This is a genomic window from Bradyrhizobium sp. KZN70725, assembly GCF_055264925.1.
The window spans coordinates 19,409-46,022 of sequence record NZ_JBUYWT010000059.1 but is presented as its reverse complement, the minus strand read 5'-3'; the positions used below and the strand labels follow the sequence as shown (position 1 = coordinate 46,022).

Genomic DNA, 26,614 nt, shown 5'->3' with positions numbered 1-26,614 from the left:
GGCCTCAAGGCGTCAAAGGCTTCCAGCTTCTGCCGAGGCGGTGGGTGGTTGAACGCACATTCGCTTGGTTCGGCAGATGCCGCCGCCTCGCCAAGGACTTCGAGGCGACGGTGGCAACCGAAGCTGCCTGGCTGCTGATTGCACACATCAGGCTCCTGACCCGCAGACTCGCGGCTGCAGCTAAGGTTGGGTGATTTATGAGTCAGACTCTCAGGCAGGCCGGCCTCAGGCGGTTCGGCACGCCGGAGGAGATCGCCGACCTCGTCGCCTATGCCGTGTCGCCGCCGGCGCGCTGGATGACCGGCACCGTGCTGCGCATCGATGGCGGCGAGATCAGGACTGTCTGACATCGCCGCGCTATTGCCGATCCGCGCGCGGTCATGCTTTCGGCCCCTGCGCGGCGCGTGCCGCGAACATCGCGAGCAGCCGGCCCCAATCGCCTTCGGTATCGAAGATGCGGCGCATCTCGGCGGCGCGGGCGCCGTAACGGTCGAGCTTGCGGTGCTCGAGCTCGACGCGGGTGGCGTCCTTGCCGTCGGCAATGAAGCGCACCTCGATCTCGGTCTTCAGGTTCGGATCGTATTGCCAGTCCGCGGTGATATCCCATGACAGCACGAGGCGCGACGGGGGCTCCCAGAGCAGCACGCTGCCCCAGTCGCAGGTACTGCCGTCGTCGCCGCGTTCGTACCAGCGGCCGCCGACGCGCGGCTCCATGATTGCATCGACCGCATTGGTCTTGCCGATTTTGTAATGCGCGAGCGGCCACCACGTGCCCATCTGCTCGGTGAAGACCCGCCAGGCCACCGCCGGCGGCGCCTCGACATTCATCACCTTGCGGACGCTGTAGGGATCGTAATTGTCGGAGGTCGCTTGCATCGTCATCGGGATCTCCTCTCTTTGGCGGCTTCGCGTTCGGCCGCTTGCTTGAAGGCGGTCAGTGTCTTGTCCCAGAATCCGTCGAGCCAGCCGCGCAGGCTCTCCAACCCGCGGGTGTCGATGGCATAGAGCCGCCGCGTGCCTTCGATCCGCACCACGGCAAGGCCGGCGTCCTTCAGCACCCGAAGATGCTGCGACACTGCCGGACGGCTCACCTTGAGGCCGTCGGCGATCTCCTGCACCGATCGATTGCCCTCACGCAGCCGCTTGAACACCAGGCGGCGGGTCGGGTCTCCCAGCGCGTCGAGCGCGCGTTCGGCGCTGATCATGATCGTGTCGTCCGTTGTTGGATTTAACGTAAGTCTACACTTACGGTAAGTCAAGGCTAACGCTCTGTTCCAAATGAAACGGCGCGGCTCCGATCGAAGCCGCGCCGTTCGAGTCGTCTTGCCGCAAGTGCAGGCGCTTACGCCGCCGTCACGCGCCAGATCACGTTGCCGACGTCGTCGGCCACCAGCAGCGAGCCGTCGGGGCCGAGCGCGACGCCCACCGGGCGGCCGTACGACACCTTCTCGTCCGGCGCGAGGAAGCCCGAAAGGATGTCGCGCGGCGGCCCCGCGGGACGGCCGTCCGCGAACGGCACGAACACCACCTTGTAGCCTGACAGCGTCGAGCGATTCCACGAGCCGTGCTGGCCGATCACCATGCCGTCGGGAAAACCCGGCAGCGTGCCCTGCGGCATCCAGCACAGGCCGAGCGAGGCGGTGTGGCCGCCGAGCGCGTAGTCCGGCTGGATCGCCTTGGCGACCATCGCCGGATCCTGCGGCACGCGATCGTCGACCGTCTTGCCCCAGTAGCAATAAGGCCAGCCGTAGAAGCCGCCGTCGCGTACCGAGGTCAGATAGTCCGGCGGCGTCTCGTCGCCGAGGCCGTCGCGCTCATTGACGACGGTCCACAGCACATTGGTGCTCGGCTCCCACGCGATGCCCACCGGATTGCGCAGGCCGCCGGCGAAGATGCGGCTGGTGCCACCTGCCGGATCGAGCTCGTAGATCGCGGCGCGGCCTTCCTCGACCGCAAAACCGTTCTCGGCGATGTTGCTGAGCGAACCGACGCCGGCATAAAGCTTCTTGCCGTCGGCGCTCGGCAGCAGGCTGCGCGTCCAGTGCCCGTCGGGCTTGAAGCTGACGAGCTTGCGTCCCGGCGCGGTGATGCGATCGGCGCCCGCGGTGTAGGGAAACGCCACGACGCCGTCGGTGTTGCCGACATAGAAGGTGTCGCCGACCAGCGCCATGCCGAACGGCTGGCTCAAACCCTCCATGAAGGCGCCGCGACTTTCGGCGACGCCGTCGCCGTCACGGTCGCGCAGCAGCGTGATGCGATTGGCGCTGACGCCGAGCGCCGCGGCGCGCCGCATCGTCGCCTGCATCGCATAGTGGAAGACGCTGCGCGGCTTTCCTGCGATCTGCGTCGCCTCCGCGATCAGCACGTCGCCGTTGGGCAGCACATTGATCCAGCGCGGATGATCGAGCCCGGCCGCAAAGGCGTTGACCTTGAGCCCGGGCGCGGCGACTGGCTTCTGGTCGTTGTCCCAGCCCCGCGCCGTCGGCATCTTGAGCGTCGGGATCGCGCCCTGGGGTTTGGCCTGCGGGATCTCTGGCGCGCTACCCCAGGCGGGCGCGGGCTGCGCGCCCTGCATCCGCCGCCACGCCAGGGCGCCGGCCCCGATCGCCGCGACGACGCGGGCAAAAACTCCAGACGTGCTCATGAACTTCCCCTGTAATTGCGCAGTGTTAGCGCGCCTTGTCATTCCCTTGCCGACCGGCCGCGGCCCCAGCAGCATTCGCATAATGCCGGCCCTGATGACAGTAGTTATACGATCTTCGCAGCCGCGCACGAATCGGGGAGACTGGCTGCACGCTCCCTTGTCAGGGCGTTTTTCCTCCCTGAGACCTTGCCCGCCGCAGTGGCGGGCTTCCTTTTACGAACCGCCCCGGCTTTTCGAGGCGCTGCTCGCGCATCCGCCGTTATAGCCATAGAAGCATAACGCGCCGGCGACGGATGCATCCTGCCGGGCATAGCCCGGCTGCGCCCTCCCGGAGCACAAGCCCATTCACAAGAACCTGATCCCACGCTCGCGCAGATTTGCCTTTGCGAGATGCATGGCAGATCAGGAACGCCGCTCCATGGCGGTCGTTGGTCGGGACACCAGCAAGGAGAGTGTGAATGCAACGAAAGACCAAGATATTGTCCCTCGCCGCGGCGTCCCTGATCGCAACAACGGCAGGCGCGTTCGCACAAGGCTACTATCCTTATGGGAACCCTGGTCCGAGATATTACGGCGGCCCCCGCTATCAGGCCGTGCAGCCTGACGTGATGTACTCTCCAGCGGAGCCGGGCTGGTACGGTTCGTTCAACGGCACCAACCACCCGACGCCGAGCTCGACCCAGGGTGACGTGGGTCCTGAAGGGAACAACAACGGTACGCTGACCGGCGTCTACAGGCGCTGGTAGCCACGCAAAATTTAAGGTCCGTCGCTCGGCTTGAGCGACGGGCCTTTTTGCTGTTCCACGTTCCACGTATGCAAACCTGGCAACGTGAGGTCCGATTTTTCTGCTGAGGCGTTACTTCACCATCGCGCCGTAGACGATGTCCTGCACATTCTCGCGATAATATTTGCGCAGCTCGCCCGGAGCTGCGGTTCCTACAACGACGACAAGGCGCTCCTTCGGGTCGCAGAAGAACTGGGTGCCGTAAGCGCCGTTCCAGGTGAACTCGCCGGGATTGCCCGGCACCGACGACAGCCCCTCGCCGGTCCGCACCGCGACCGACAGCCCGAAGCCGAAGCCGCCGCGATGCGGTTCGACCGCGGCGACGTTGTTCTTGATCTCGGGCCCGAGATGGTTCGACGTCATGTGATGCACCGTCTTGGGGCTGAGGATGCGCTTGCCGTCGAGCTCGCCGCCATTGAGCAGCATCTGCCCGAAACGCAGATAGTCGCCGACGGTGGCGAACGAGCAGGCGCCGCCGCAATCGAACCTGGACGGTGTATCGAGCAGCTTGATGGCTTGCGGCTTGCCCGTGAGCGGATCGTTGGGGAACGGACGCGCCAGCCGCGCGCGCTGCGCCTCGGCCGGGTGGAACGTCGCATCCTTCATGCCGAGCGGCTTCCAGACATTGGCCGCGAGATATTCGCCAAGCCGCTGGCCTGAGACCTTCTCGACCACGGCGCCGAGCACGTCGATCGAGAAGCCGTACTCGAACTCGGTGCCGGGCTGATGCACCAGAGGCAGCTGGGTGATGCGGTCGATGAAGGCCTGGGTATCGCCCTCGACCGCCGGCGCGGTGCCGTCGGGATAGAGCCGCGCCAGCGCGCTCGAGCTGTCGGGCCGGCCGCCATACATCAGGCCGGAGGTGTGGCGATAGAGATCGTGGATGAAGATCGGCTGCGCCTGCGGCTCCATCTTCAGCGAGCCGTCGGCCTGCTGCACGCCGACCTTCATGTCGGCGAACGCCGGATAGAACTCGGCGACCCTGGCCTGCAGCGGCAGCTTGCCCTGCTCCATCAGCGTCAGGCCTGCAACCGCCGCCATCGGCTTGGTCATCGACGCCAACGCGAACACCGCGTCGATCGGCATCGGCGTGCCCTTCACCGGATCGAGCTGGCCATACGCCTTGTAATGCACGAGCTTGCCGTCGCGCGCGATCGCCACCACGGCGCCGGGCACGCGCTTGGCCGCGATCTCGCGCGCGAAGAAGTCGTCGAGCCGCACCAGCCCCCGCTCCGAGAAACCGGCCTGGTGCGCCGACGTTTCCGGAAGCGGCGCGGCGTGGGCGATGCTGACAGCAAGGCTAGTGGCGGCGGCAGCCGCGGCAATAACGGTTTTTCTCATTGTTTCCTCACCGGGGACCGCGGGCGATTTGTTATGGCGTTCGTTGCCCGCAGCTCGCAGGATTAGATCACGCCGGCAAGGGCGACAAGACTTCGCGGCGCGCGGCCGCGTCACGCCGGTGCATGCCTTGCTGCGCGAAGAACGGCTCGACCTCGAGCTCGAACGTCTTCAGTGCCGCGCCGATCGCCTGGTGCATGTCGAGATATTTGTACGAGCCGAGCCGGCCACCGAAAATGACATTCGGCCGCGACGCCGTCATGGCGTGATAGGAGGCGAGCATGGCGCGGTCGGCGGCGGTGTTGATCGGATAATACGGCTCGTCGCTCCGGCCCGCGAAGCGGGAATATTCGCGATAGATCGTCGTCCGGCCTTGCGCATGCGCCCGCTCCGGATGCAGATGCCTGAACTCGTGGACGCGGGTGTACGGCACCTCGGCGTCGGCATAGTTGATGACCGCGGCGCCTTGGTAGTCGGCGACGTCGTGCACCTCGCGCGCGAAGTCGACGGTGCGCCAGCCGAGATGGCCGCAGGCATAGCCGAAGAAGCGGTCGATCGGACCGGTATAGACCACGAGCTGCCGCGGATTGATGCGGTCGGCGACGTCGAAATAGTCGACGCCGAGGTGGACCGCGATCCTGGGATGATCGAGCATCCGGCGAAAGATCGCGGTGTAGCCGCCTGCCGGCATGCCCTCATAGCGATCGGCGAAGTAGCGATCGTCGAACGTGAAGCGGACCGGCAGGCGGCCGATGATGTCGGCCGGAAGCTCACGCGGATCGGTCTGCCACTGCTTCTGCGTATAGCCGCGGATCAAGAGATCGTAGAGCGTGCGGCCTACCGAGGCGATTGCCTTGTCCTCGAGATTGCCGATCCCCGCGGCGCCGTGCGCGGCCGCCTGCGCCGCGATCACGACGCGGGCCTCGTCCGGCGTCATGGCGCGCCCGAACGCCGCGCACACGGTCGCAAGGTTGATCGGCATCGAATAGACGCGGCCCTTCGCCACCGTGAAGACGCGGTGACGGTAGCCGGTGAACTCGGTGAAGCGGTGCAGATAGCGCCAGACGGTCTCGGAATTGGTGTGGAAGATATGCGTGCCGTAGCGATGCACCTCGACGCCGCTGTCGGGGTCGAGCTCCGAATAGGCGTTGCCGCCGATATGCGGACGGCGGTCGAGCACGCAGACGGAGCGGCCGAGCCTGCTCGCCACCTGCTCGGCGATCACAGCGCCGAAGAAGCCCGCCCCCACCACGACGACGTCGAAGCCATCAAGCTGCATGCGCTCTCGCCCTCATGTCGGATCGCGACGGCGCCCGACGCAGCTTCAACGTGCCGGCACGACCGTTTCCGGCGAAATAAATCCGCTCATCAGGATAATTCCGAGCCCGGAACGGCCGGCTCGGCCGTTCAACTGACAGCATGCAAGGCGACGGAAATGCCCGCGCGAGCAGCAACACCGTCAAGCGCGGAGGTCCCATGTCCGTGATCTGCGTCCTGTACTCCAGCAACACCACCTATGATTCGCTGCGCGGCATCCTGGCGATGGCGGCCGCCGAGCTCGACCGGCTCGGGCACGAGGTCAGGATGCTCGATCTGCTGGCGCCGGATTTCTCGGCCCGGCTCAACGCCCTGCTGCCGCGGCGCGCCGAGACCATGGCGCTCGGCTTCTCCGGCATTGGGCTCGATATCCACACCAAGGACGGCAGACTGTTCTGGGACGTCGCCCAGATCCCCGTCTTCACCTGGTTCTGCGATCACCCCTGCTATTTCGCCAGGCGTCACGGGCTCGAGAGCCGCTACACCGCGCATGGCTACGTGTTTCCGGACCATGCCGCATTCAACCGCGATCATCTGGGGGCCAACGACGCCGTGTTCGCAACCCATATGGGCATTCCCGATCCCGGCTTCTTCGGCGGCCTGCCGCCCGAGCAGCGCAACGGCCGGCTGATCTTCGCCAAGTCCGGCTGGAATCCGGTGGCGCTCGAGCGCGGCTGGCGCAAGACGATGCCGCCAAAGCTGTTCGCGCTGCTGTTCGACGCGATCGCCGAGGCGCGCGGCAAGACCTGTGGCACATTTCCGAAGATCATCGTCGACGTCGCCGAGCAGCATCTGGTCTATCTGAAGCCCGGCGGCGACCTGTTCAACGTGATCCTGACCCGGCTCGACAACTACACACGAGGCGTGCGCACCCGCGAGGTGGGTGCGGTGCTCGCCGACTATCCGGTCGACTTCATCGGCGGCGGCTGGAGCGATCTCGACGTCAGCGGGCGTCCGGCCCGCGTGCTCGGCGCGATGACCTTCGATGCGATGCGCGAAGGCCTCGGCAGCTACCTTGCCGCGGTCTCGCTCAATCCCAATATCGACCTGTCGGTGCATGACCGGGTGTTCTTCGCGCTCGGCGCCGGCACCGTGCCGGTGTTCGACGCCAACCGCTTCTCGGCCGCGGAGATGCCGCATCTCGCCCGCTTCAGCTTCGGCCAGGACACGACCAGCATCGCCGCCGCCGTCGAGGCCGTGCTGGCCGATCCCTCAGCAGCGCAGGCGGCGGCCGCGACCACCTTGCGCGAGCTTTATCCGCGCTTCTCGATGCAGCGGTCGGTGCAGGACATCCACGAAATCACGATGTCGATCGCGGGCGCCGCCGGCGCCAGCTTGTTGCCGGCCGAGCCGGTGCCGGCCGGCGTCTGGACGCCGAAGCAGGCGGCCTGATCGCGCGCCATTTCCGTGGCCGCGTCGCGCCCGCTACCATGCACCCGTCACTCCGATCGGGGCCAGCATGAACCGCCGCGCGTTTGTCTCGGGACTGGCCGTTGCCGCGGCGCTGGCGGGCTTCGCCGCGCCGGCTGCGGCCGACGGCAAGCGGGTGGCGCTGGTGATCGGCAACGGCGCCTACAAGAGCGTGCCGGCGCTGTCCAATCCGCCGAATGATGCCGGCGATATCGCAGCCGCGCTGCAGCGCCTCGGCTTTGCCGTGACGCTGATCACCAATGCCGGCTTCGACGAGATGCGGCGCGGCCTGATCGCCTTCGGACGCAATGCCGCCGGCGCCGACATGGCGGCAGTGTACTTCGCCGGCCACGGCATGGAGATCAACGGCGACAACTGGCTGATCCCGGTCGATGCCGAGCTGAAGCGCGATACCGACGCCGCCAATGAAGCGATCAGCCTGCAAAGCGTGATGCTGCAGGTCGCCAACACCGCAAGCCTCGGCCTCGTCATCCTCGATGCCTGTCGCAACAATCCGTTCGCGGCGAAGATGAGCCGCTCGCTCGCCACCCGCGCCGCCGCCGGCAGCGGACTCGGCCGCATCGAGCCGGTCGGCAATGTGCTGGTCGCCTATGCCGCACGCGACGGCACCATTGCGCTCGACGGCGACGGCCGCAACAGCCCGTTCGCCGCGGCGCTGCTCCACAACATCGAGACGCCGGGCGTCGAGGTCACCTTCATGTTCCGCAACGTCCGGGACGATGTGATGGAGGCGACGCGCAACGCGCAGCAGCCGTTTGTGTACGGCTCGCTGTCACGCAAGGCGATCTATCTCGTGGCCGCTCCGCCCGCCGACGCCGCCGCCACGAAACAGGCGAACGCTGCGCCGGCAGCCGCCGCATTGTCAGCGCCATCGGCGACAGCAGCCGGCGCGATCGATCCCGCGCTGGTCGGCACCTGGGAGATCATGGTGCCGGGTGGTCGCGGCCAGTCGCGCTGGATCTGGCGGATCATGGCCGACGGCACCTACCAATTCCACGCCGAGCCCTCCCGCGCCGCGCGCCCGCACGAAGGCACCGTCAGCTTCGCCAACGGCCGCTGGACGCTGCATGCGCTGAGAGGACTGAGGAACTACAGCGACGGCGGCTCCTACGAGATCCGCGACACCATTGCCGTGATCACCGGCAAGCTCGGCACCGGCTATTGGAAGCGCAGTGTGGAGTGAGCGGGCGCGGCGCGACGGTGCAGCCGCAAGCCTCACTCCTTTCATAAATCCAGTTCACCCGTAGCCGGATAGACCACCGTGCCGTCGCCCTGGACGACGGCGCCTTCGGTAAGACGGGCGGGCTCGAGGCGCCCCTCCCCCATGATGTGGACGACGGTCTCGCCGGACGCGATGAGGTAGTCGGCGACGATGCGGCGGTGGCAGCGCCACCACACGGCTTCCGAGCACATCATCGCACAGCGTTGCCGGCGCCCCTCGTCGCGCAGATGCTGGAGCGCCGCATGAAACTGCGGCGACAGCGCATAGTCGGCGTAGTTGTGAAAACTCTCGTTGCTCCAGAACCCGTTGACGGACGGCGCCACGCTTCGAGCCTTGCCGCGGAGCCCGCCGAGATCGGCCAGATGCTCATACGAGATGCCCGCGGCCTTAAGCGGCTTGGGCAGCGTATCCTTGTTGAACTGCGGATTGGTTCGCGACCGCGGCACCGTTCGGATGTCAACGATACGCTCGATCGTGGCCGCGCCGAGGAGAGCGATGAAATCCTCGAGGCTGCGGGTGGAATGACCGATCGTGAAGAACGGAAGCGCCACGTCTTTGCTAGGCATGATGCAGCGCGCTGCCCTTGTGGGCCGCGACATGATCGGTCTTGTCGCTCTTGATCTCGTACTGCGGATCGGCCTCCGAGGCGCGGTGGGTGTGCCCCTTGTAGTCGAAATCGCTGGTATGAACCGCGATGATGGTGCCCGAGACGCGGCCGGCCTCGGAATTCCAGCTGACGTGATCGCCGACCTTGAATTTCCTGGCCATCGTTGCAGGCTCCTTCAGACGCGAAATTGATCGTACGATACGCCGCCAATCGACGGCACGGGACTAAAAAAGCCCGCCGGAGCAAACGAGCTCACAGCCGGCCAAGTTCCTGCCTCGCATTGGGGGTTCAAGCGCAAATTGATGGTCTGGTTGCGGCATCCCGGAAGCTTGCCGCCGCCGTCCGGAATTCGATAGCGGGATTGATCGACGAAGCGATACCGGCAACGGATGCAGCAAGTTACAAGCTATATGGCTCAACGCGCAAGCCTGACAGAAAGCTCGGTCAGATTCCCTCGTCACTTACGTGGATCCGCGGAATCAAGTTGCTGCCCTGCTCAGATCTTCTCCTTTGAGGGCCGCCGCGGATCCAATGCCGACATTGGTTACGATTGCCCTCGCCTGCAACATCGACATGCTCAGAGGACGAATGCGATCGACCGAGCAATATCTGACAATGCCGACCAACGGCGTCGGCGCCTGCGGGACGAAGACAGCTACCCAGTCGTTCTCGAGTGTCTCGAGGAGATATCCGAGCTGCCAGCCACCCTCGACGTTCACCAGCACTGGCTTGAACTCATCGCTCGCGCCTTCGGCCTGAGCAAGGCCTTGAGCCATACTCTTCACCATCTGGTACTGCGGAAGGCTGCCAAGAAATGATTTTTCGACCCACGCGCTAATCCGAGAGCCGGTTTTGGTTCGCGCGACGATGCCGGCGAGGAACGACACCAGGATCAATAAAGCCACTGCCACGACTGTAACAATTCCAATGCCTGCGACCTTTCCGATCTGGTCGAAATGAAGGGCATGAGACACCGGAAGCGCGGCCTTCACCGCCAGACGCATCGCGTGGCTGAGAATCGCCAGTACAAGAGCGACGGGCAGGAGAAACAGTGCGCCTCCGATTAAGGTCGTTTTCAAAAACTCCTTCATTGCCGCGGCCTCTCCATTTGCACACACCGTTTGAAACCGGGCCTTTCGCCAACAGCCGAAAGAACTCGCCCGGATCTACAAGAACGGCCATGGCCACCGGGCGTCAACAGACCGCCCACGTCGCCACAACCATCGCGTCCCGATGCGGATCATTGCGATGCTTGGCGAGTAAACGGGCAGGGCGGCGAGACATCCCGGTCTCGCCGCACCGGTTGCCTCGGGGAGCCGCCGATCATTTCTCGTTCTTGAAGAGAACGTCGATGGCCTGGATCACCTTGAGTTCCGGGTGGGCCTTGCAATACACAATGACTTCGTGCTCGCCAGATTTGGTCCGCGTAATATGGGCAAAATGCTTCTTCGCGAGGCCGTTGTACCAGCCGCTGTACCAAATCGCGAGAAAGTCGGCGTCCTCCTGATAAGTGTTGGCGAGTTGCGCGCAGGTCAAAGCCTGCACATCAATGAACCCTTTCGAGTCCATGTAGGTCGAGAGCGGGACCTGGGCATGAACAGAAGCAATCGAGATGACGAGAGCGCCAAGGCTGAGCCCAATCTGGTTCATGAAGGATTTGCGTTTCATGATTAGCTCCTCTTGATTTTGGTCCACCACCCAAGCCAGCGAACACTTTGAACAAACCGATCATTTCTGCGATGGGTCGGCCGTTGCGCTCGCCGGAGCGGGCGAGCGAAGCGACTCGTAGGAGATGTAGTACTTGTAGATCTTGCCGACGTACTGAACCGTCTCCTGCCCGACGATCGCAGCCGCGCCGTTCTCGACATTGTCGAACCAGACGGTCGAGTCGAAGCCGTGCTTGCTCGCATAGTCCCGGAAACGCTTCAGGTTTCCCGGGCCTGCATTATACGCCGCCAGGGCCATGAACACGCGCTCGCGCGGATCGGTGACCGAAGCGTCGACATAGGTATCCGCCAGGTAGCGCAGGTATTTGGAGCCGGCGTGGATATTGGTGTCGGCACTGGCCGCGACGCCGGTGATCTCGATCGGCTTCTCCTTCGCGGTACTGGGCTTGATCTGCATGATGCCGGTGGCGCCGGAGGCATTGTGGCAGGCCTGGTCGAGCTCTGACTCCTGATAGCCCTGTGCAGCGAGCAGGACGGGGTCGATGGAGTATTGCACCCCGTACTTCTCGAAAGATCCGCGCAGCGCCTTGAACTTCTCCGCCTCGGTGTGCGCGAGGGCGTTCTTCAGCGGTTTCGCCGTCTTGAAATAGCGTGCACGCAGGTCGTTGCCGAACTCAGTTCCGACTTTGTGAGTACTGACGAATTCAGCGAGCTCCTTCCTGAGCGCCGGACTGTCCTTGCGGATCGCCCAGGCGATGTCGCCGCCTTCGTTGATCGCAATATCGTCGCGCACCGTCAGCCCCTTCAGGAGGCCCGCCCACGCCTGCGCCTTGAAGCGGTCGACGACGGCCCAGGGCAACAGGCCGGTGCTCACCATCTTCAGCAAGTCCTCGTCCTCGAGGTTCTTGTCGGCTGGCTTGACGACGATGCGTTCCAGCCCCTTGGCTGCCCGGTCCGCATTGAGCGCGTTCAGGTGCTCGAAATAGCTGCTGGCTTCCCGGACGAAAATCGTCTTTCCACCGAGCTCGTTCAGCGAGCCGATGCTCGGCGCCGCAGATCCCGTCACGAGCACTTCGCGAACGCCGGATGCCCAAGGATCAGCGAAGTCAACCAACTTGCTCCGATCCGGCATGACCGTGAGCAGGCCGGCGGCGATATCGCCCTTTCCGGCGATCAAGTCACCCAGCAGTCTGTCGCGCCTGGTGGGGACGAAGCCGACATAGATCCTCTGCTTCTTCTTGCCGTACCGCTTGTTCAGCCAGCTTTCGAACTCGGCGCCGAGCTCGGCTTCGAAGCCGAGTGTCTCGCCCTTGTCGATGAAGAACGATGTCCTGTCGGTCGGCACGAGGATGCGCACGAGTTTGCGCTTCAGCATGCCATCGAAGTCGCCCTCCCAGACCTTCAGGGACGGCAGCGCCAGAACCTGTGGATCGGCCCTGGCGGATTTTTCTGCCACGACGACGGCGGCGGCGGTTGCGAAGGCCATGGCGAACATCCTGGAACTTGCGCAGGTTGATGAAGAATTCATGATCCAACCCAATCATTTGAAACGTGCCGCTGAAATCTGCCTGGACGTTACCTCTCTTCGTGGAAGATGTATTGTAATTATGCAGCAACCTGGGCGTCGCAGATGTCGACGCGCGAGCCCAGGCACTCTGATCAGCGCCGCCGGCCACCGCCATGGAAACCGCCCCCTCCCCGGAAGCCGCCACCTCCGCGGAAACCGCCCACGCGGCCGCCTCCGTGGAAGCCGCCGGCCCGCATGCCGCCGCGAATCGCGGCCGGCCGGCCGCCCGCGTGAACACGTCCGCTGACGCGCGAGCGCGTGACGCTCCTGTGCGAGACCGCCGCGCGATTGCCCGCACCCGTACGCGCATGCGTGACACTCCTGCTGCTGGTGCGGCGCGATACCGAGGCACCGCGATTGCCGGCGCGTTGCGAGACCGCGGTCCTGGCCCGGCCGGCACCCGCATTCGAGATCCTGCCGCCGGGACCACCGGTGCGATTGCGCAGCGCCTCGCGCGCGGCGGGGGTATTGCCACTGCCGAACCGCCTCGCCACGCCGGCATCGCGATAGGCGACACCGCCGCGATGCGCCGGATTGTGGGCCCAATTGGTGTTTCTGATGTTGGTGCGGTTGAACTGGTTATATCGGTTGACGTTGACGTAGACGTTGCGGCCCCACCAGTTGCAGCCGCCCCAGATCGCAGCGCCGACGGCCACGCTGGCGGTGAAGCCGATCACGCCCGCGGCGACATAGCCTGGCGGAGACCAATAGAACGGCTGGTAGTCGGGATAATCCCAGGCCCCGTAGACGACACCGGGATCGTAGACCGGGACGTAATACTGGTCGGGATCGACCGGCTCGATCGAGATCGCCTGCTGCATGCCGGAGGGCGCGGTCACACCGGCAGGAGGCGCGCTCTTTATCACCTTTTGCTGCGGCGTCGACTTGAGATTGCCCGCGGCCTCCGCGCGCTGGCGCAAGGTCTGCACGGCGCTCATCACGTCCTGCTCCTGCGCGAGGAAGGCATCGCCAAGCTGCTGGGTCCAGTCGAGCTTGTCGTTCATCATCTGAAGAACCTGCGGCACCGCCGCGAGGGCCTTGACGCTCGGATCCCACGACTGCTTCTGCATGGCATCTTCGAGCGCCTTGCCGGTGACGGTCTTGTTGTCTTGCGACCAGCGCGCCGCCTCGACGACTTCCAACGGATAGGTCGATGCCATCAGGATCTGCGACAGCAGCGCGTCCGGGTAGAGCGCGATCGGCGCGACCAGTTGCTCGATCTGTCCGTTCGGAAGCTTGCTGGCTGTCGGGGCCGGCGCCGGCGCGGCAGCCTGGTCCTGGGCCGGCTTCTGGTCCGCGGGTGTCTGCGCGTATGCCGAGCCTCCGAGCATCAGGCCAACCGCCAGCGCCGCGTTCGCAATGGTGAGCCGGCGCGATCCTGGAAGAAGTCGTGTCATGATGCCTCCTCGTTCTTCGTCTCGCTTGCATCACCGGCGGCGCCGGCGTGCTCCGCGGCGCCGGGCGTCAGCGATGCCTACGCAATCGTTCGGCCTCTATTCAAAGCGGAACATGCGTTTCCAGTCGTCCTTCATGCTGACAACGATCCAGCCATTGGAGTTCGCCGCGTCGAGCGCCTTGTCGAGTTTGCCGAATGAGGACTTCCGATCGTATGCATATTCTCGTTCGGCATCGGTGTGATGCACGATCAGGCCGAAGCGTTTCCCCGATGATTGCGTCGCCCATTGCAGCATCTGGAAGTCGCCGTCCGAATTGCCGAAGGCCGCGATCGGCCGGCGGCCGATATGCGAGTTGATGCCGACCGGCTTGCCGGGTCCGTCGTCGACGAGATCGATCGCCGGCAGCCGGATCAGTGTCGGTTTCCCCTTGTCGATCTCGAACTTCGTCTTGATGCTCGATCCGACGACCTGCTCCGGCGGGATGCCATAGACCCGCTCGCTCCATGGCCGCATGAACTCGATGCCGCCGCCCGAGACAATGAAGGTCTTGAAGCCATTGGCCCGCAGACAGGCGAGCAGTTCCAGCATCGGCTGGTAGACGAGATCGGTATAAGGCCGGTTGAACTTCGGGTGACGCGCCGACTTGATCCAGTCGCCGGCGATCTGCGCGAACTCGGCCGTTGTCATGCCGGCATGGGTCGCCATGACCACTTCGACCAGGCCCTTCTCGCCGGCCTTGGCCAGCGCTGCGATGTCGTTGTCGAGAACCGCCCTGAACGGCTGCTTCTGCTTCCACTCCGGATGTTTGGGGGCGAGGGACTTCACCCGGTCGAGCGCAAACGCAAGCTGCACATACATCGGCTGCTCGCACCACAGCGTGCCGTCATTGTCGAATGTCGCGATGCGTTCCGGCGCCGGCACGAAATCCGGCGCTCCTTCCTTGGTCACCGCGGCGACGAAGTCCAGGATCGACTGCTTCGCCCGGCCGTCATTCCAGGAAGGAAGAGGATCACTCTGCGCGCGTGCGATACGGCCGGAGACCGACAGCGTGGCCGCCGACACCAGCAGACCGGCCAGGATCGTACGGCGGTCAACCAAGCTTCCGTTCACGAATCTCCGTCCTCCACTTCAGCCGTTCAGAGAGGAACGACCCCCGAGAGTGGGGGCCGCTCCATTTGCATCGATCAGTTGCCGGTAGGCAAGCCGATCTGGAAGCCGTCCTTGGCGAGTTGATCCCTGAAGAACGCGAACCGCTCATACTGTTGGATCGTGATCGGTCCCGCGTAGGTCTCGCTCTGAATCTTCCGTGGCGGATACTTCACATAGGTCTGCATCAGATCCTTGATCGCAGCATTGATCGAAACCAAGGACCAGGTGTGCTCGGTGTAGTTGTTCATGAAGATGTCGTACCGCTCCTGGGGGTCCTGCCAGAGATCGAAGACCTGCGGAACGGTCGCCACATAGGACTCCGGCCCCTTCCAGCCGAGGTTGCTGTCTACCGCCAGGCCGCCGGTCTTTGCGCCATTGTCGCCGCGCAGATTGAACACCGCTTTGTAGTTGCCGACACGGGCGGCGCCAGGCGAGAGTTCGGATTCCGTGAAATAGAACCAGTTCTTGCGCTCGGACTTGCCGGTTCCGAACAGGATCGGCGACATATCGATGCTGTCGAAGATGATCGGCTTACCCTCGCGATCGTTCTCCGGCAGCTTCACGCCCGCGAGCTTTGCGAAGGTTGCCATGTAATCGAGGCCGCCGACGATGTCGGAATTCTTGGTGCCGGCCTTGATGCCTGGGCCCCATGCAAGGGACGGGACGCGGTTGCCGCCCTCGCGAACCGTGCCCTTGGTGCCGCGGAACGGTGTGTAGCCGGCGTCCGGATAGACGTCCTGCCAGGCGCCGTTGTCCGTCGTCCAGAACACATAGGTGTTCTTGTCGAGGCCGAGGGACCGCACCTTGTCCATGATACGGCCGATACGCGTGTCGTTCTCGACCACGGAGTCGGCATACTTGCTCTTGGACATCGACTTGCCCTGGAATTCGGGCGCCGGCATGTTGGGCTGGTGCACCTTCATGAAGTTGATGCTCATGAAGAACGGGCCCGATGACTTGTTGCGGTCCAGATACTCGAGCGAGGCCTTCTCGACGTAGTCGTCGAAGAAGGGAATGCCGACCACGCCCTTGTCCGGCGTGTTGACGTACTGGCCGTTGATCTTGAAATCTTCCTTCGCCGGCTGCCCGGCATTTCCGGAAAGTGCGCCTTTGGTGACCTTCTCGAACATCGCCCTCAATTCGGGGTCCATGTCGGGAAACCAGGTCGGATCGGCGTAGGTGTACGCATTGAGATGATAAAGGCCGGCATACTTCATCTCGTCGTAGCCTTGCGCGCTCGGCAACGCATAGTCGGCCTCGCCAAGGTGCCATTTGCCCGTGAAGAACGTTTTGTAACCGCCGGTCTTCAAAACCGAGGCAAGCGTCCATTCCGCCGCCGGCATGCCGCCGCCCTGGCCCTGGAACGCGACGGTCGTCATGCCGCTGCGATTTGGAATTCGGCCGGTTTGCACCGCGGCACGTCCAGGCGTGCAACTCGGCTGCGCATAGAAGGACATGAATTGCAGTCCTTCATTCGCGAGACGATCGATGTTCGGGGTTGGCATGCCGCGATTTTCGCCGCCGCCATAGGGCCCGGAGTCACCATAACCGAAATCATCCGACAGGATCAGGATGATGTTCGGCTTTGCGCCGCCGGCCGCGCTCGAGGGTTGCGTGGTCCCTTGCGCCTGGACGGTCTCGATGGGCGCCATCGCCGAGAAGGCGGCGATGGTGGCGAGCGAACTAGAGGCAGCGAGCAGGTTGCGGCGGCTGAAGGTGTCTGTCGTTGTCTTCTCAGTCATCACTTTCTCCCTGAACGTGTAATGCAGCGAAATCCGAGATGGCTGGTCGAAGTATCGATCGGCTCGGCATGGCGCGCCGCCGGTCGATAGCGCCGGCAATAGTTCGGCGCGCAGAGATGCGAGCCGCCCTTGATCACCTTGCGCGGTATCCTGCTAAGCGGCAGCGACGGATCGTGGCTGTCATGCTCGCAGCCGCCCCGCGGGTTCTGGGGAATGCAGCAGGCCTTCCTTGCATCGGCGCGGTGTTTCGGAGCCCACCAGTCGCTGGTCCACTCCCAGACATTGCCGATCATGTCGAACACGCCATAGCCGTTCGGCGGATAGGTCATCACCGGCGAGGTGCGCGCATGGCCGTCCTCGCACCGGTTCTCGAACGGAAAGTGACCTTGCCACGTATTGGCTTGATGCACGCCGCCCGGCACGAATTCATCGCCCCAGGCATATTCAGCGCCATCGAGGCCGCCGCGCGCAGCAAACTCCCACTCTGCTTCCGTCGGCAGATCCTTGCCGGCCCATCGCGCATAGGCGAGTGCGTCAGCATGGGTGACGTGCACCACGGGATGGTCGTCCAGCGACTTGATGTTGCTTTTCGGACCGTAAGGATGCCGCCAATTCGCGCCCTTGAGCAGCGTCCACCATTGGCTGTAGTCGCGCAGATCGACCGGATAATCCGGAGGCGTGAAGACCAGCGATCCGGTGAAGAGCATGTGCGGGAGCGCATCCGGATAGTCCTTGGGATCCGGCGCGACCTCGGCGAAGGTGACGTGGCCCGCGGCACGCACGAACGCCTTGAATTGCCGGTTCGTCACCGGCGTGCGGTCCATCCAGAACCCGTCGACGCTCACCATGTGGGACGGCGCCTCTTCCGGATAATGCCGATCCGATCCCATGCGAAACGTGCCGCCGGGAATGAAGATGCTGTCTGACGCGCCGGTTTCGTCCACGTTCGCGACCGGTCTCTCGGCAATATTCAAGAAGATCGCCTCCAGTTACTCGTTGCGGCCGATTGCGTGCTTGGTCGGTTCGGCGGCCTCGCTGCGCAGGTTCTGTGTCTGACCGATCGCAGCACGCAGCATGCCCGCGGCAAGCACGCCTGATATCGAAAGGTTGACGAAAATCGCGTTGTCCACGCACTGCTCCAGTTATGCGAACGCCCCCTCGATCACGGCCGGTTCAGATGAACCAGAGCCTCGGCTTCCAGTTCGGCAACGAGCCGTTCGTAATCCGCGGCCTTCCGACTTCCTTCGCGGTCTCCTTGCTTTGCCGCTTGTTGCCAACGACGAAGCGCTTTCACAGCTTCGTCATAATCTGCGCAAATCGCTCTAAACTGCGCGTCGCGATTGAAGCAGCGCCGAATGTCAAGTTCGCGCAGCGGAAAGCGGGTCACAATCGCGCGGAACTCCTCCATGATGAACTCGCTTGTGGCCAACGTGACCTTTGCTGCTGGTTCATCGAGGCTTCAAGGTACGAACATGTTCGTACACGGCGCGACGCTCGTTGAGCGCGCCGTCTCAGGCGCGACGGCTTCAAGGCCGATGCGACCAGCTGTCGCTGCAGTCGGGAACTCGTTGTTCCGATGATTGAAAGCTGTCGCGTCAGCGCCGGCTGCTTGCTTCGCTTACGAGTTGCAACATGTACTGAGAAGGCCTACCGTCGACCGACGATTGGGGTTGCCGGTTGATGCCTGATGTACCCTTCGCTCACGATGCCGTCAGCGGCTCATCCGATATCCCGCGTTGTGATGATTCCGCGGTGCCGCCGGCGCATGTAGCGAAAGAGCTGGACCGCATCCTCTCGAGTCCGCATTTCCAGGCGAGCGAACGGCGGCAAGCTTTCCTTCGTTTCATTGTCGACGAGACGCTTGCAGGCCGCGCTGATAGCCTGAAGGGCTACACAATTGCCTTGGCCGTGTTTCGGCGCGACGACTCTTTCGATCCCCAAGCTGACCCTGTCGTCCGTCTTGAAGCTCGACGATTGCGCCGCGACCTCGATAGCTACTACGTGGATTCGGGCCGCGATGATCCGGTACGCATCACAATTCCAAAAGGCTCCTATGTGCCCCATTTTGAGTGGCACAAAATGCATACTGCCGACGCTCCATCTCGCGAGCCTGCTCTTGAACTGCACGATGATTCGACAACTGCTGCTGCTACACGTGCGAATTGGACGACCAAGCCTGGCATCAGGCGCTATGGGCCCGTCGCTGCCGCGCTGGCAGCCGGCGTGGTGGCTTGGATATGGCTTGCAGCAAGACCGCCTCCGTCCCCAATGACGCCACGCGAACCCGCGGTCCTCGTGATGTCATTCACGCCACTGACTCCCGGGGAGAACACGCGGCTCTTCGCCATCGGCATGGGACAGGAACTGACCAGCAACCTGTTTCGCTTCGGAGGATTCCGGCTCTACACGTCGCCGTCGAATGCCCTCTCCGCAAAAGGCGACGAGGCGCCCCAACCTGGTCGTCCTCTCGGTGCTTCCTATGTCGTCCGTGGAAGCGTTCAAACGAGCGCCGAAGAAGTGCAAGTCACAACGACTGTCTTCAACGCCGAGAACGACGAGATCGTATGGATGCGGACATATGCTCGACCGTTCGATCCTCAGTCGCTCATGAATGTCCAGCGCGAGCTCGCGAGCGAAATCGCAACCGTCGTCGGCCAATCCTACGGCGTGGTTAGAAACGACATTCGCGCGGATCCACCGAGGAATATGGAAAGCTATCTCTGCGTCCTGCGCGCTCAGGCCTATCGCAGCACTTTCCGGCGCGTCGACTTCGATCCGGCCATGCAGTGTCTTCAGCAAACCGTTCAGCGGGATCCGCAGTATAGCGATTCATGGGCCATGCTTGGATGGCTGCATCTCGACGCCGGACGGTTGGGCTATTCAGCCGACGGCAATCCGCAAACGGAGTATGACAAGGCCCTTGAGGCAACGTCGCGCGCCATCGCCCTGCAGCCGAACAGTCCCCTGGCGCTGAAGGCCCTGGCTGCGGCCTACCATTTCACGGGACGTTACGCCGATAGTGATCGCATCAGCCATCTGGCGATCGACCTCAACCCCAACGATCCCGACATTCTTGCCCAATTCGGCTGGCGTCTCGCCATCCGCGGGAACTTCTCGGAAGGCGTGCCGATGCTCAAGCGCGCGATCGAGCGCACGTTGCATCCGCCAGCCTGGTATCTTCATTTCATCGCGGTCGACCTTTACTTGAAGGGTGAATACAAGCAGATGCTCGACGTGGCCGAGACGGCATCGTTGCGCGATTCCGGATTCAGCCAACTGTTGATTGCGATAGCGAATACAGAGCTGGGGCGCCGCGATGCGACCCAAACGGCCTTGAAAGGAATGTCGCGGTACAAAGCGTTGGCCGATGATCCGGCCGGCTTCTTGCGCCGCAACGGAGCGGCGGATCAGGTTGTCGACACACTCGTGGCCGGATTGCGCAAGGCCCAGGCTCTCGTCGCAAGCTGACCTTCCCTGCAGTTTTGGCGCCGCTCAGCCGGCATCTTCGGCTTTCGACGGCCATGTCGCCGTCGCCGTTTTTCACTGCGCATGGAATAGACCGCCCGAAGGCGGCCTTCCATGGGTTAGCGGAAACCAAAGCGATGCTTACGGGCGAATGCCGTTCTTTCGCGCGCAATCCCGATAGGCGGAATAGCCCGCCGAGTTTCGGGCGGCAGTCGCCCCGCTTGTCATGTTCGCACCGCCGGCGGCAGCGGCTTCATTCGCCTGCCTGAAGCATTCAGCACGAATTGCATCGACATTCTTGCCACTATTCTTCGGAGCCGCATTTGCCGGAACCGCAACCAGCAAGACCAACGTACTAAGCACACATATCTTCCACATAGTCGTCTCCCTGTTCCCTGTAGTGGACCAGCTGCCGTACCAGTTCGCCAATTTGCCGCGTCGGCAGTAAGCGTCAGCATTGTTTCACCCAGGGAGGTCTTCAAGGTACGAACACGTTCGTACCTGCCCAGCGCCGACGAAGTCCGACGGATCGAGCTCGACAATACCGCTTGCTACGCTTGCGCTCCGAAGCCACGACGCGCTGTATTGAGCATGCATCTTGTGCCAGCGTGGCACGCAGTTGAACCAACGGAACGAAGCACGTTCAGCGGGATTGGTTGAGACACCCTTGCAAGGAGTCCGGATATGCGACCAACCAAGGCTTTGCTGGTTCTTAGCTTCATCGCATCTGCAGCAATGATACTCCCTTATGACGCCCAGGCCCGGCCCAGAGGAGCCGGCGCTCGATCGGCTCACTTCCACGGCGGAGGAATGCGGCCTGGTTGGCACGGCGGCGGCACGCGATGGCATGCCGGCGGTTGGCACGGCGGCCGCGCACGTTGGGCCGGCGGCGGCTATTACCGCGGTGGCGGTTACTATCGAGGCGGTTGGGGCGCCGGAGCTGCCGCAGCCGGTTTGGCGACTGGCGCAGCCATCGGAGCCGCGACGGCCTACAACTCCTGCTATCAGACGCGAAACGTGTGGAACGGTTACGCGTATGTTCAGCAAAGCGTGAGGGTCTGTTAGGCACTTCCTCGTCCGCTATGCCTGCGCGAGTGCGTTTCGCCGACCCTGTCTGGGCCGGCGTCACGCCCTCGCGCGCTACCAGTTAACGCGCAGTCCGGCTTTCCCGCCGTAGGAGAAGCCGCCACCGTCGAACCGGCTCTGATAGGAAGCGTTGGCATAAAGCGACGTGGTCGACGTTACCTGTCCGCTGATGCCGGCATTGATCTCGCCCCACAGGCCGCCGAGGCTCGCCTGGAATGGAACGAAGCCGGTGTCCGACGAGAACAGCGTTTTCGGGTTGCCGAGGAATTCGTTCCACAGGCTCGGACGGATCCAGGCCGTCAGCGTACGCGGACTGTCATCGACCGCCCATGTTCGGCCAAATCGGGCACCGATCCGGGTCGCGAGCGAATCCACGTCCGCAAAGCGGATTTGCGCCGCGATGTCGCTGGCGTCGTTGATGTGGATGTTCTGATACACCAGTTGCGCCTGCGGCTCGATGAAGAAGCCGCCGGCGAACTTGAAGGGATATCCGCCCTCCACCGACGCAGCCCCACCTTGAGCACCGGTCTTGAGCGCCGGAATGCCGCGATTTGCGCTGCTCGTGATGTCGTAGAACGTGCCTTGCAGGATCGAGTCGATGTACCAGCCGGTCGGTCCGAAATGCGTCCAGTAGCCACCGAGCGTGTAGGCGGAGAAGGTGTTGTCACCCTGGCTGCCATCGAAATGGGTGACCCGCCCGCGCGCGCCGCCGATCGCGAAATACGCCCCCGCCTGGTCGCGCGAACCGTCGGGACCGTCGTGTCGATAGACATCCATGCCCGCCTGCAGCGCCAGGAAATCATAGCTGAAGTGCGGTCCGGCTTCGCCACCCAACACGCCAAAGCTGTCGCCCTGATGCACGCCGTTGACCCCAAGCACGCGACCCCATCCGACCCTGGCGTTCTCGGGATTGGCGCGGAAGCGTTCGTCCTCCTCCTCGCCCACGCGTTCATGCAGCGTGTCGAGCAGGCTGCGTCCGTACAACAGCGTCATCGATGGAATTGCCGCGTAGAGCGACGTCTCCTCGCGGTAGTCGGGAATATCGCCGCCGCCACCGTCGGCTCCGCCTCCACCTCCACCTCCACCGCCACCGCCGCCACCGCCGCCTCCTCCGCCGCCGCCGCCTCCACCTCCGCCGCCTCCACCTCCGCCGCCGCACCTAGGCACGTTGGGCAGATTGGAGCAGTTGATGAGACCGCCACCGCCGCAGGCGCGCAGATTGGGATGAGCGACACAGTCGAGGGTGTCGCGCAAATACCAGGCTTGCGGGTTGCTGGAGTCGACGCTCGAACGGAACAGCGAATATTGGTAAGGGCCGGCCAAGACCGGGTGAGACAGGCTGAAGGCACCAGCCGTCGTCGTCGCACCATTGATCGCGTCGACGACGAGGATGCCGTTGCCGGTCGTGAGCGCGCCGCCGCCCGTGGTGTTGCTGATCTTCAGGAACGTGTTGCCGCCTGCCGTGCCGCCATTGATGACGAGCCTGTCCGACGGCGAACCGTCCCTGCCAAGATATGTATTGAGCCCGATGGTACCGCCCTGGCCGACATAGTTCACCGCCGTCAGCGTCTTGTAGCTCGACAGCTGCGTCGGATCGCCGACAGGGGACGTGAACTGGATGATGCTCGAAGCGTTGATCAAATTGGTGACGTTCGAGTTGCCGGTCATGGTCCAGAGCGAATTGTTTTTCAGCGCGACGCTGGAGGTGCTGCCGGAGTCGGTGAGCGCAACGCCCTGCAGGGTCGAACTGTCCGCGACGAGGTTGAGCGTGGAGCCGCCGCTGACGTTCAGCCATTGATTGTTGTTCACGACCGCAGTCACGCCGGTCAGGTTCACGCTGCTGGTGCCGCCCGGGGCGGCGATCGACGCACCGTTCGGACTGGTCATGGTGACTCCGGAGAGCGTCGCAGCACCGCCGCTTATGTTGAGCGCGTTGGCATCGGCTCCATTGGCCGTCAGTGAGCCACCAGTCATGCTCAGCGTACCGCCGCTTGTCACGCCGGCCGCATGGGTGCCTGCGCCTGATGTGGTGACCGTCGAGCTGCCGTCGAGCGTGACGCTGCCCGAATTGTCGGCCTGCACTCCGCGGCCTCCGCTGCTGTTCGGAACCGTTACCGTCACGCCGCTCGCCGTGAGCGTGCTGCCGGTGCCGCTGGCCTGCAGGCCGATCTCGCCCCCGCCGCTGCCCGTCGCGGCGACGCTGCCTCCCCTCAAGGTGATCGCGCCGCCGTCGAGTGCCTTGGCGCCGACATCGCCACCGCCGCCGGAAACTGTGACCGCAACGCCGTTTGCCGTGACAGTGCTTCCGGACGATTGCGCCAACAGGCCGGTTTCGCCGCCGCCGTTCCCCTCAACGTTGACGGTGCCGCCGGTCAGCGTGACCGACCCACCGGAGTCCGCGCGCGCGCCAACGTCGTTGCCGCCGCCGCCGGGCATCGAAATGGTTGTACCCGTCGAGCTAATCTGGCTGCCGGTGCCCGTTGCCCACAGGCCGGTGTTGCCGCCACCGCCGACCGCATAGGCGATTGAGCTGTTGAGCAGACTGACCGTCGCCGCGTTGGCCGCCTTCGCAGCGACGTTGTTGCCGGCGCCGTTGAGACCGATGGTGAGTCCTGTCGCGCTGATCTGACTGCCCGTTCCATCAGCGCTCAGCGCAGTTCCTCCGCCGCCGAAGGCCGGATTGATGATCGAACCCGACTGAAAGATGATCTGGCCGCCGCTTTGTGCCGACGCGGCAGTGCTCCAGTTGCCGTTGATGCTCGCCCCGGAACTGAAGATGATCGTACCTGCAGCGTCCGCCAAACCGCCGATACTGCCGCCATTGAATGGGTTGATGTTGACGTTGTTGGTCGTGATCTGAGCGCTCGTACTTGCGTGAACGGCAGGCGTTCCGGTCAACGTCGTATTCGCGTCGATCGCGCAGCTTCCACTCGTTGCTGAGACAGTCGAATCCGGTGCGACCGTGCAGGACTGAGCCGAGGCCGCATCAACCAGAGCGGCCGACGCCATCAAGGCAAGCGCGGCGAGCCGGAACCGGCTCAGACAGGTCGCGACACATGGTCCCGGCTTATTCCCGAAGAATTGGACCAATGATTGCAGGGCAGCGCGCGTCGACGCCTGTTCCATGCGATTGCGCGCGCAAGATCCAAGGAGAGTCGAGCCGGTAAAGCACTTCATTTGCGCCGCCTTCCAAACCTGTCGTTCTCAACAACGTCAAATTGAAAAGAACGGGTTGTTCGGTCGCGGTGCAAAAGCAGGAGCAGTTCGTGCCAACCGTCGTGCTCTCTCGCGCACGTCCGACGCGACTTGGCGCGGTCATCGGGCAGTTCCGCGATGACGCAACCTTTCATCAATTTGCATTCTCGCCTCTGTTCGGATTCGTCGGACGAATGGAATTGCCGTCCCATCGTTTGGGCATTGATCGCAGCATCCTTGCTACGCCGCGACTCCCTGCCGCATCCATGCCGCTTCTGCTGAAGTCGCATTCCAGATCGATCGGCAAGTCACGTCGATTTGATGCCGCGCACGAGATGCGCAGGAACCACTTCCGGAGGTTGCATTTGGTTAGGTGCGAGAAAACGGGAACTTGCGAGCAAACCAAATCCAGGGAGCAAGCCATGATGAGTCTAAGAGTTCTTGGCGCGGCTGTGATAGTGGCGTCGGCAGTTTCGAGCCCCGCATCGGCGCAAGCGGTCTTCTCCAACCCGGCCGCCTGTTCATCTCAATTCGCCAGCGCCAACTGCCTCAACCGAGGAGCCGGGAGCCCGTACGACAGCAGGAGAGGCTATTATCAGCGGCGAGCCGCCTATCGCGAACCCGTGGGGCCGGTGGGGGCCGCTGCCGGCGTGGCCGGCGCTGCCGTCGGAACCGCCGCGGCGATCGCGACCGCTCCCTTCGGCGGCTGGCGCAATTCCTACGCCGCATACGGCACCTACGATCGGCCCGCCGCGTATGGCGACTACTATGCGTGGAACGGCGACTGGAACAGTTACGCGTCGCACAACGGCATCGTCTGCAGGCCTGGCACCTTTTTCAAGGGATCCGACGGACTCCAGCACCCCTGCCAATAGGGCTCTTCTGCTCTCAGACTGATCTACAGGCGGCCTGCAGGGGCCGCCTGCTCCAAGTCCTGCCGGTCGCGTCGACAGCGCCTGCGCGGCCGAAGGATCGTGTGCGCCCGAGCTGCCCAGTCTGATCGACGACAACATCCGGCTTCGCCCTCCACGCTGCGCCGGAACGAGCGCCTGCGCGGAGCGATTGCTGGATGCGCAGCCACCGATACCGACATTCGGTGCAGGTTTCGATGCGGCCCGAGTTGCTCGTCCGACTCCGCAATCATCCGATCCGACGTCGGCTTCTGACGATATGTCGGCCACCAAGGAAAACGCCGTACCCGGCAATTGCTTCAGCCGGGGAAGTGACCTGCGCGGGAAGATCCGGCTCTGTCGAGCCGTCCACGCAGTCGAGGCAATCGACCTATCTGGGTTGGGATCGATCGATGGCCCCGCTGTCCAGCAATGGCGCGGCATCGATGTTGTGCGCGTCCATCAGCATGGCCAGCCGCTCTACTGCAGCAAGGATCATGGCCTGCTCCCATTGCGGCAACTGGACGAAGCGATCTGTAAACGTCAGGTGAAGCAAGTCGGGTGCGTTGGCCACGATGTCCCTGCCTGCCGGCGTCGCCGTCAGAAGGAACTGGCGCTTGTCGTTTGCGTTACGCTGGCGCTGCACTAGATCGAGCGCCACAAGCCGATCGACGATCGTCGTGATCGTTGCCTGACCGAACTGAAGCGCCTGCGCAATGACACCCGGTGTGGTTTTCTCGCGCGCGTCGATCTCTCGCAACACGAGCCATTGCGATGTCGTAAGGCCGGTCGCAATGGCCAGCTGGCGACTGCCGATCTCAGTTGCCCGCAGCACTCTTCGCAGGGCGCGCAGCGTCAGTGAGGCGATCTCTGATTTCATGTGGCTTTTCTTATAGCTACGGCCGCGCCGAGGCGAATCGTAACCGGTTCCAAGTCAGCCCTTCAAATTTTATTCGGATAACGAAATATCTACGAAGCTTTTGATGTGAGATCTCAAGCCAATTTTCAAGATTTCGCCACTTATTTTCCTATAAGGTAAAGCGCTATATATTTCGGAGAATGAAGCGATTAATTCGAAATCTGAAGCAATAACCGGCCCTCGGGTCGACGCT

The 26,614-nt window shown here is 63.5% G+C and carries 25 protein-coding genes; 7 read left to right on the top strand and 18 right to left on the bottom strand.

Translation table 11 applies throughout. From position 1 onward, the window contains the following. Both ACZBJS_RS35175 and ACZBJS_RS35170 read left to right on the top strand, forming a co-directional pair. A partial coding sequence (locus ACZBJS_RS35175; protein WP_463439816.1) for a transposase occupies positions 1–194 on the top strand: 194 nt, incomplete at its 5' end. A 3-nt stretch (positions 195–197) separates the two neighbouring features. Continuing rightward, entirely contained in the window at positions 198–347 is a 150-nt protein-coding gene (locus ACZBJS_RS35170; protein ID WP_316398600.1) for an SDR family oxidoreductase, read from the top strand. A gap of 31 nt (positions 348–378) precedes the next feature. Here ACZBJS_RS35170 and ACZBJS_RS35165 read toward each other — a convergent pair whose 3' ends face one another. The 3 genes from ACZBJS_RS35165 to ACZBJS_RS35155 all read right to left on the bottom strand — a co-directional run bounded on the left by ACZBJS_RS35165 (position 379) and on the right by ACZBJS_RS35155 (position 2,644). Then, a complete protein-coding gene (locus ACZBJS_RS35165; protein WP_225646597.1) occupies positions 379–882 on the bottom strand; it encodes an SRPBCC family protein in 504 nt (167 codons plus the stop codon). Further along, positions 879–1,205 (bottom strand): ArsR/SmtB family transcription factor, encoded by a 327-nt coding sequence (locus tag ACZBJS_RS35160; RefSeq protein WP_141340053.1) that lies wholly within the window; start codon positions 1,203–1,205, stop codon positions 879–881. Before ACZBJS_RS35160 ends, ACZBJS_RS35165 begins: the two co-directional genes overlap by 4 nt. Positions 1,206–1,342: 137 nt before the next feature. Further along, the gene (locus tag ACZBJS_RS35155; RefSeq protein ID WP_316398598.1) at positions 1,343–2,644 is read right to left on the bottom strand and encodes a PQQ-dependent sugar dehydrogenase; all 1,302 of its coding nucleotides are present in this window, start codon (positions 2,642–2,644) and stop codon (positions 1,343–1,345) included. A gap of 458 nt (positions 2,645–3,102) precedes the next feature. On the opposite strand from ACZBJS_RS35155, the gene ACZBJS_RS35150 reads away from it, so the two are divergent. After that, a complete protein-coding gene (locus ACZBJS_RS35150) occupies positions 3,103–3,390 on the top strand; it encodes a hypothetical protein (protein WP_075969423.1) in 288 nt (95 codons plus the stop codon). Positions 3,391–3,501: 111 nt separating this feature from the next. On the opposite strand, the gene ACZBJS_RS35145 is transcribed toward ACZBJS_RS35150, so the two are convergent. Together ACZBJS_RS35145 and glf are read right to left on the bottom strand one after the other, a co-directional pair. Then, on the bottom strand, positions 3,502–4,770 hold the full coding sequence (locus ACZBJS_RS35145) for a serine hydrolase domain-containing protein (RefSeq protein ID WP_316398597.1): 1,269 nt from the start codon (positions 4,768–4,770) through the stop codon (positions 3,502–3,504). A gap of 67 nt (positions 4,771–4,837) precedes the next feature. Further along, positions 4,838–6,046, bottom strand: coding sequence for a UDP-galactopyranose mutase (gene glf / locus ACZBJS_RS35140; RefSeq protein ID WP_463439815.1), 1,209 nt, complete (start codon positions 6,044–6,046; stop codon positions 4,838–4,840). A 197-nt stretch (positions 6,047–6,243) separates the two neighbouring features. On the opposite strand from glf, the gene ACZBJS_RS35135 reads away from it, so the two are divergent. Together ACZBJS_RS35135 and ACZBJS_RS35130 are read left to right on the top strand one after the other, a co-directional pair. Next, the gene (locus ACZBJS_RS35135; protein WP_316398595.1) at positions 6,244–7,476 is read left to right on the top strand and encodes a hypothetical protein; all 1,233 of its coding nucleotides are present in this window, start codon (positions 6,244–6,246) and stop codon (positions 7,474–7,476) included. 67 nt (positions 7,477–7,543) lie between these two features. Continuing rightward, positions 7,544–8,698, top strand: coding sequence for a caspase family protein (locus ACZBJS_RS35130; RefSeq protein ID WP_316398594.1), 1,155 nt, complete (start codon positions 7,544–7,546; stop codon positions 8,696–8,698). Between the two features lie 41 nt (positions 8,699–8,739). On the opposite strand, the gene ACZBJS_RS35125 is transcribed toward ACZBJS_RS35130, so the two are convergent. From ACZBJS_RS35125 to ACZBJS_RS35075, 11 genes are all read right to left on the bottom strand, one after another. Continuing rightward, complete coding sequence (locus ACZBJS_RS35125; protein WP_168857746.1) at positions 8,740–9,303, bottom strand: DUF488 domain-containing protein; 564 nt, start codon at positions 9,301–9,303, stop codon at positions 8,740–8,742. Further along, positions 9,296–9,505, bottom strand: coding sequence for a hypervirulence associated TUDOR domain-containing protein (locus tag ACZBJS_RS35120; RefSeq protein ID WP_028338922.1), 210 nt, complete (start codon positions 9,503–9,505; stop codon positions 9,296–9,298). Before ACZBJS_RS35120 ends, ACZBJS_RS35125 begins: the two co-directional genes overlap by 8 nt. Positions 9,506–9,823: 318 nt before the next feature. Further along, positions 9,824–10,435 carry a DUF502 domain-containing protein gene (locus ACZBJS_RS35115; protein ID WP_253606523.1) on the bottom strand — a complete coding sequence of 204 codons (612 nt, stop codon included), beginning with the start codon at positions 10,433–10,435 and terminating at the stop codon, positions 9,824–9,826. A 232-nt stretch (positions 10,436–10,667) separates the two neighbouring features. Continuing rightward, on the bottom strand, positions 10,668–11,012 hold the full coding sequence (locus ACZBJS_RS35110; protein ID WP_233475664.1) for an HdeA/HdeB family chaperone: 345 nt from the start codon (positions 11,010–11,012) through the stop codon (positions 10,668–10,670). 60 nt (positions 11,013–11,072) lie between these two features. Next, positions 11,073–12,497, bottom strand: a complete 1,425-nt coding sequence (locus ACZBJS_RS35105; protein WP_316398593.1) for an MltF family protein — start codon at positions 12,495–12,497, stop codon at positions 11,073–11,075. Between the two features lie 173 nt (positions 12,498–12,670). Next, positions 12,671–13,975, bottom strand: a complete 1,305-nt coding sequence (locus tag ACZBJS_RS35100) for a DUF3300 domain-containing protein (protein WP_316398592.1) — start codon at positions 13,973–13,975, stop codon at positions 12,671–12,673. A 96-nt stretch (positions 13,976–14,071) separates the two neighbouring features. Next, positions 14,072–15,085 (bottom strand): HAD family hydrolase, encoded by a 1,014-nt coding sequence (locus ACZBJS_RS35095; protein WP_316398591.1) that lies wholly within the window; start codon positions 15,083–15,085, stop codon positions 14,072–14,074. Positions 15,086–15,159: 74 nt separating this feature from the next. After that, positions 15,160–16,866 carry an arylsulfatase gene (locus ACZBJS_RS35090; protein WP_316398590.1) on the bottom strand — a complete coding sequence of 569 codons (1,707 nt, stop codon included), beginning with the start codon at positions 16,864–16,866 and terminating at the stop codon, positions 15,160–15,162. Next, a complete protein-coding gene (locus tag ACZBJS_RS35085) occupies positions 16,866–17,840 on the bottom strand; it encodes a formylglycine-generating enzyme family protein (RefSeq protein ID WP_316398588.1) in 975 nt (324 codons plus the stop codon). The genes ACZBJS_RS35090 and ACZBJS_RS35085 overlap by 1 nt, the downstream gene beginning before the upstream one ends. A gap of 15 nt (positions 17,841–17,855) precedes the next feature. Beyond that, on the bottom strand, positions 17,856–17,996 hold the full coding sequence (locus ACZBJS_RS35080; protein ID WP_316398587.1) for a hypothetical protein: 141 nt from the start codon (positions 17,994–17,996) through the stop codon (positions 17,856–17,858). A 32-nt stretch (positions 17,997–18,028) separates the two neighbouring features. Beyond that, a complete protein-coding gene (locus ACZBJS_RS35075; RefSeq protein WP_229192917.1) occupies positions 18,029–18,274 on the bottom strand; it encodes a hypothetical protein in 246 nt (81 codons plus the stop codon). A gap of 272 nt (positions 18,275–18,546) precedes the next feature. On the opposite strand from ACZBJS_RS35075, the gene ACZBJS_RS35070 reads away from it, so the two are divergent. After that, positions 18,547–20,334 (top strand): tetratricopeptide repeat protein, encoded by a 1,788-nt coding sequence (locus tag ACZBJS_RS35070; RefSeq protein WP_246786640.1) that lies wholly within the window; start codon positions 18,547–18,549, stop codon positions 20,332–20,334. 1,137 nt (positions 20,335–21,471) lie between these two features. On the opposite strand, the gene ACZBJS_RS35065 is transcribed toward ACZBJS_RS35070, so the two are convergent. Continuing rightward, entirely contained in the window at positions 21,472–24,315 is a 2,844-nt protein-coding gene (locus ACZBJS_RS35065; protein WP_316398586.1) for an autotransporter family protein, read from the bottom strand. Positions 24,316–24,683: 368 nt separating this feature from the next. On the opposite strand from ACZBJS_RS35065, the gene ACZBJS_RS35060 reads away from it, so the two are divergent. Beyond that, a complete protein-coding gene (locus tag ACZBJS_RS35060; protein ID WP_463439814.1) occupies positions 24,684–25,487 on the top strand; it encodes a hypothetical protein in 804 nt (267 codons plus the stop codon). A gap of 406 nt (positions 25,488–25,893) precedes the next feature. Here the strand turns inward: ACZBJS_RS35060 and ACZBJS_RS35055 are convergent, their stop codons facing one another. After that, a complete protein-coding gene (locus ACZBJS_RS35055) occupies positions 25,894–26,382 on the bottom strand; it encodes a MarR family winged helix-turn-helix transcriptional regulator (RefSeq protein WP_057017678.1) in 489 nt (162 codons plus the stop codon). Positions 26,383–26,614 lie beyond the last annotated feature (232 nt).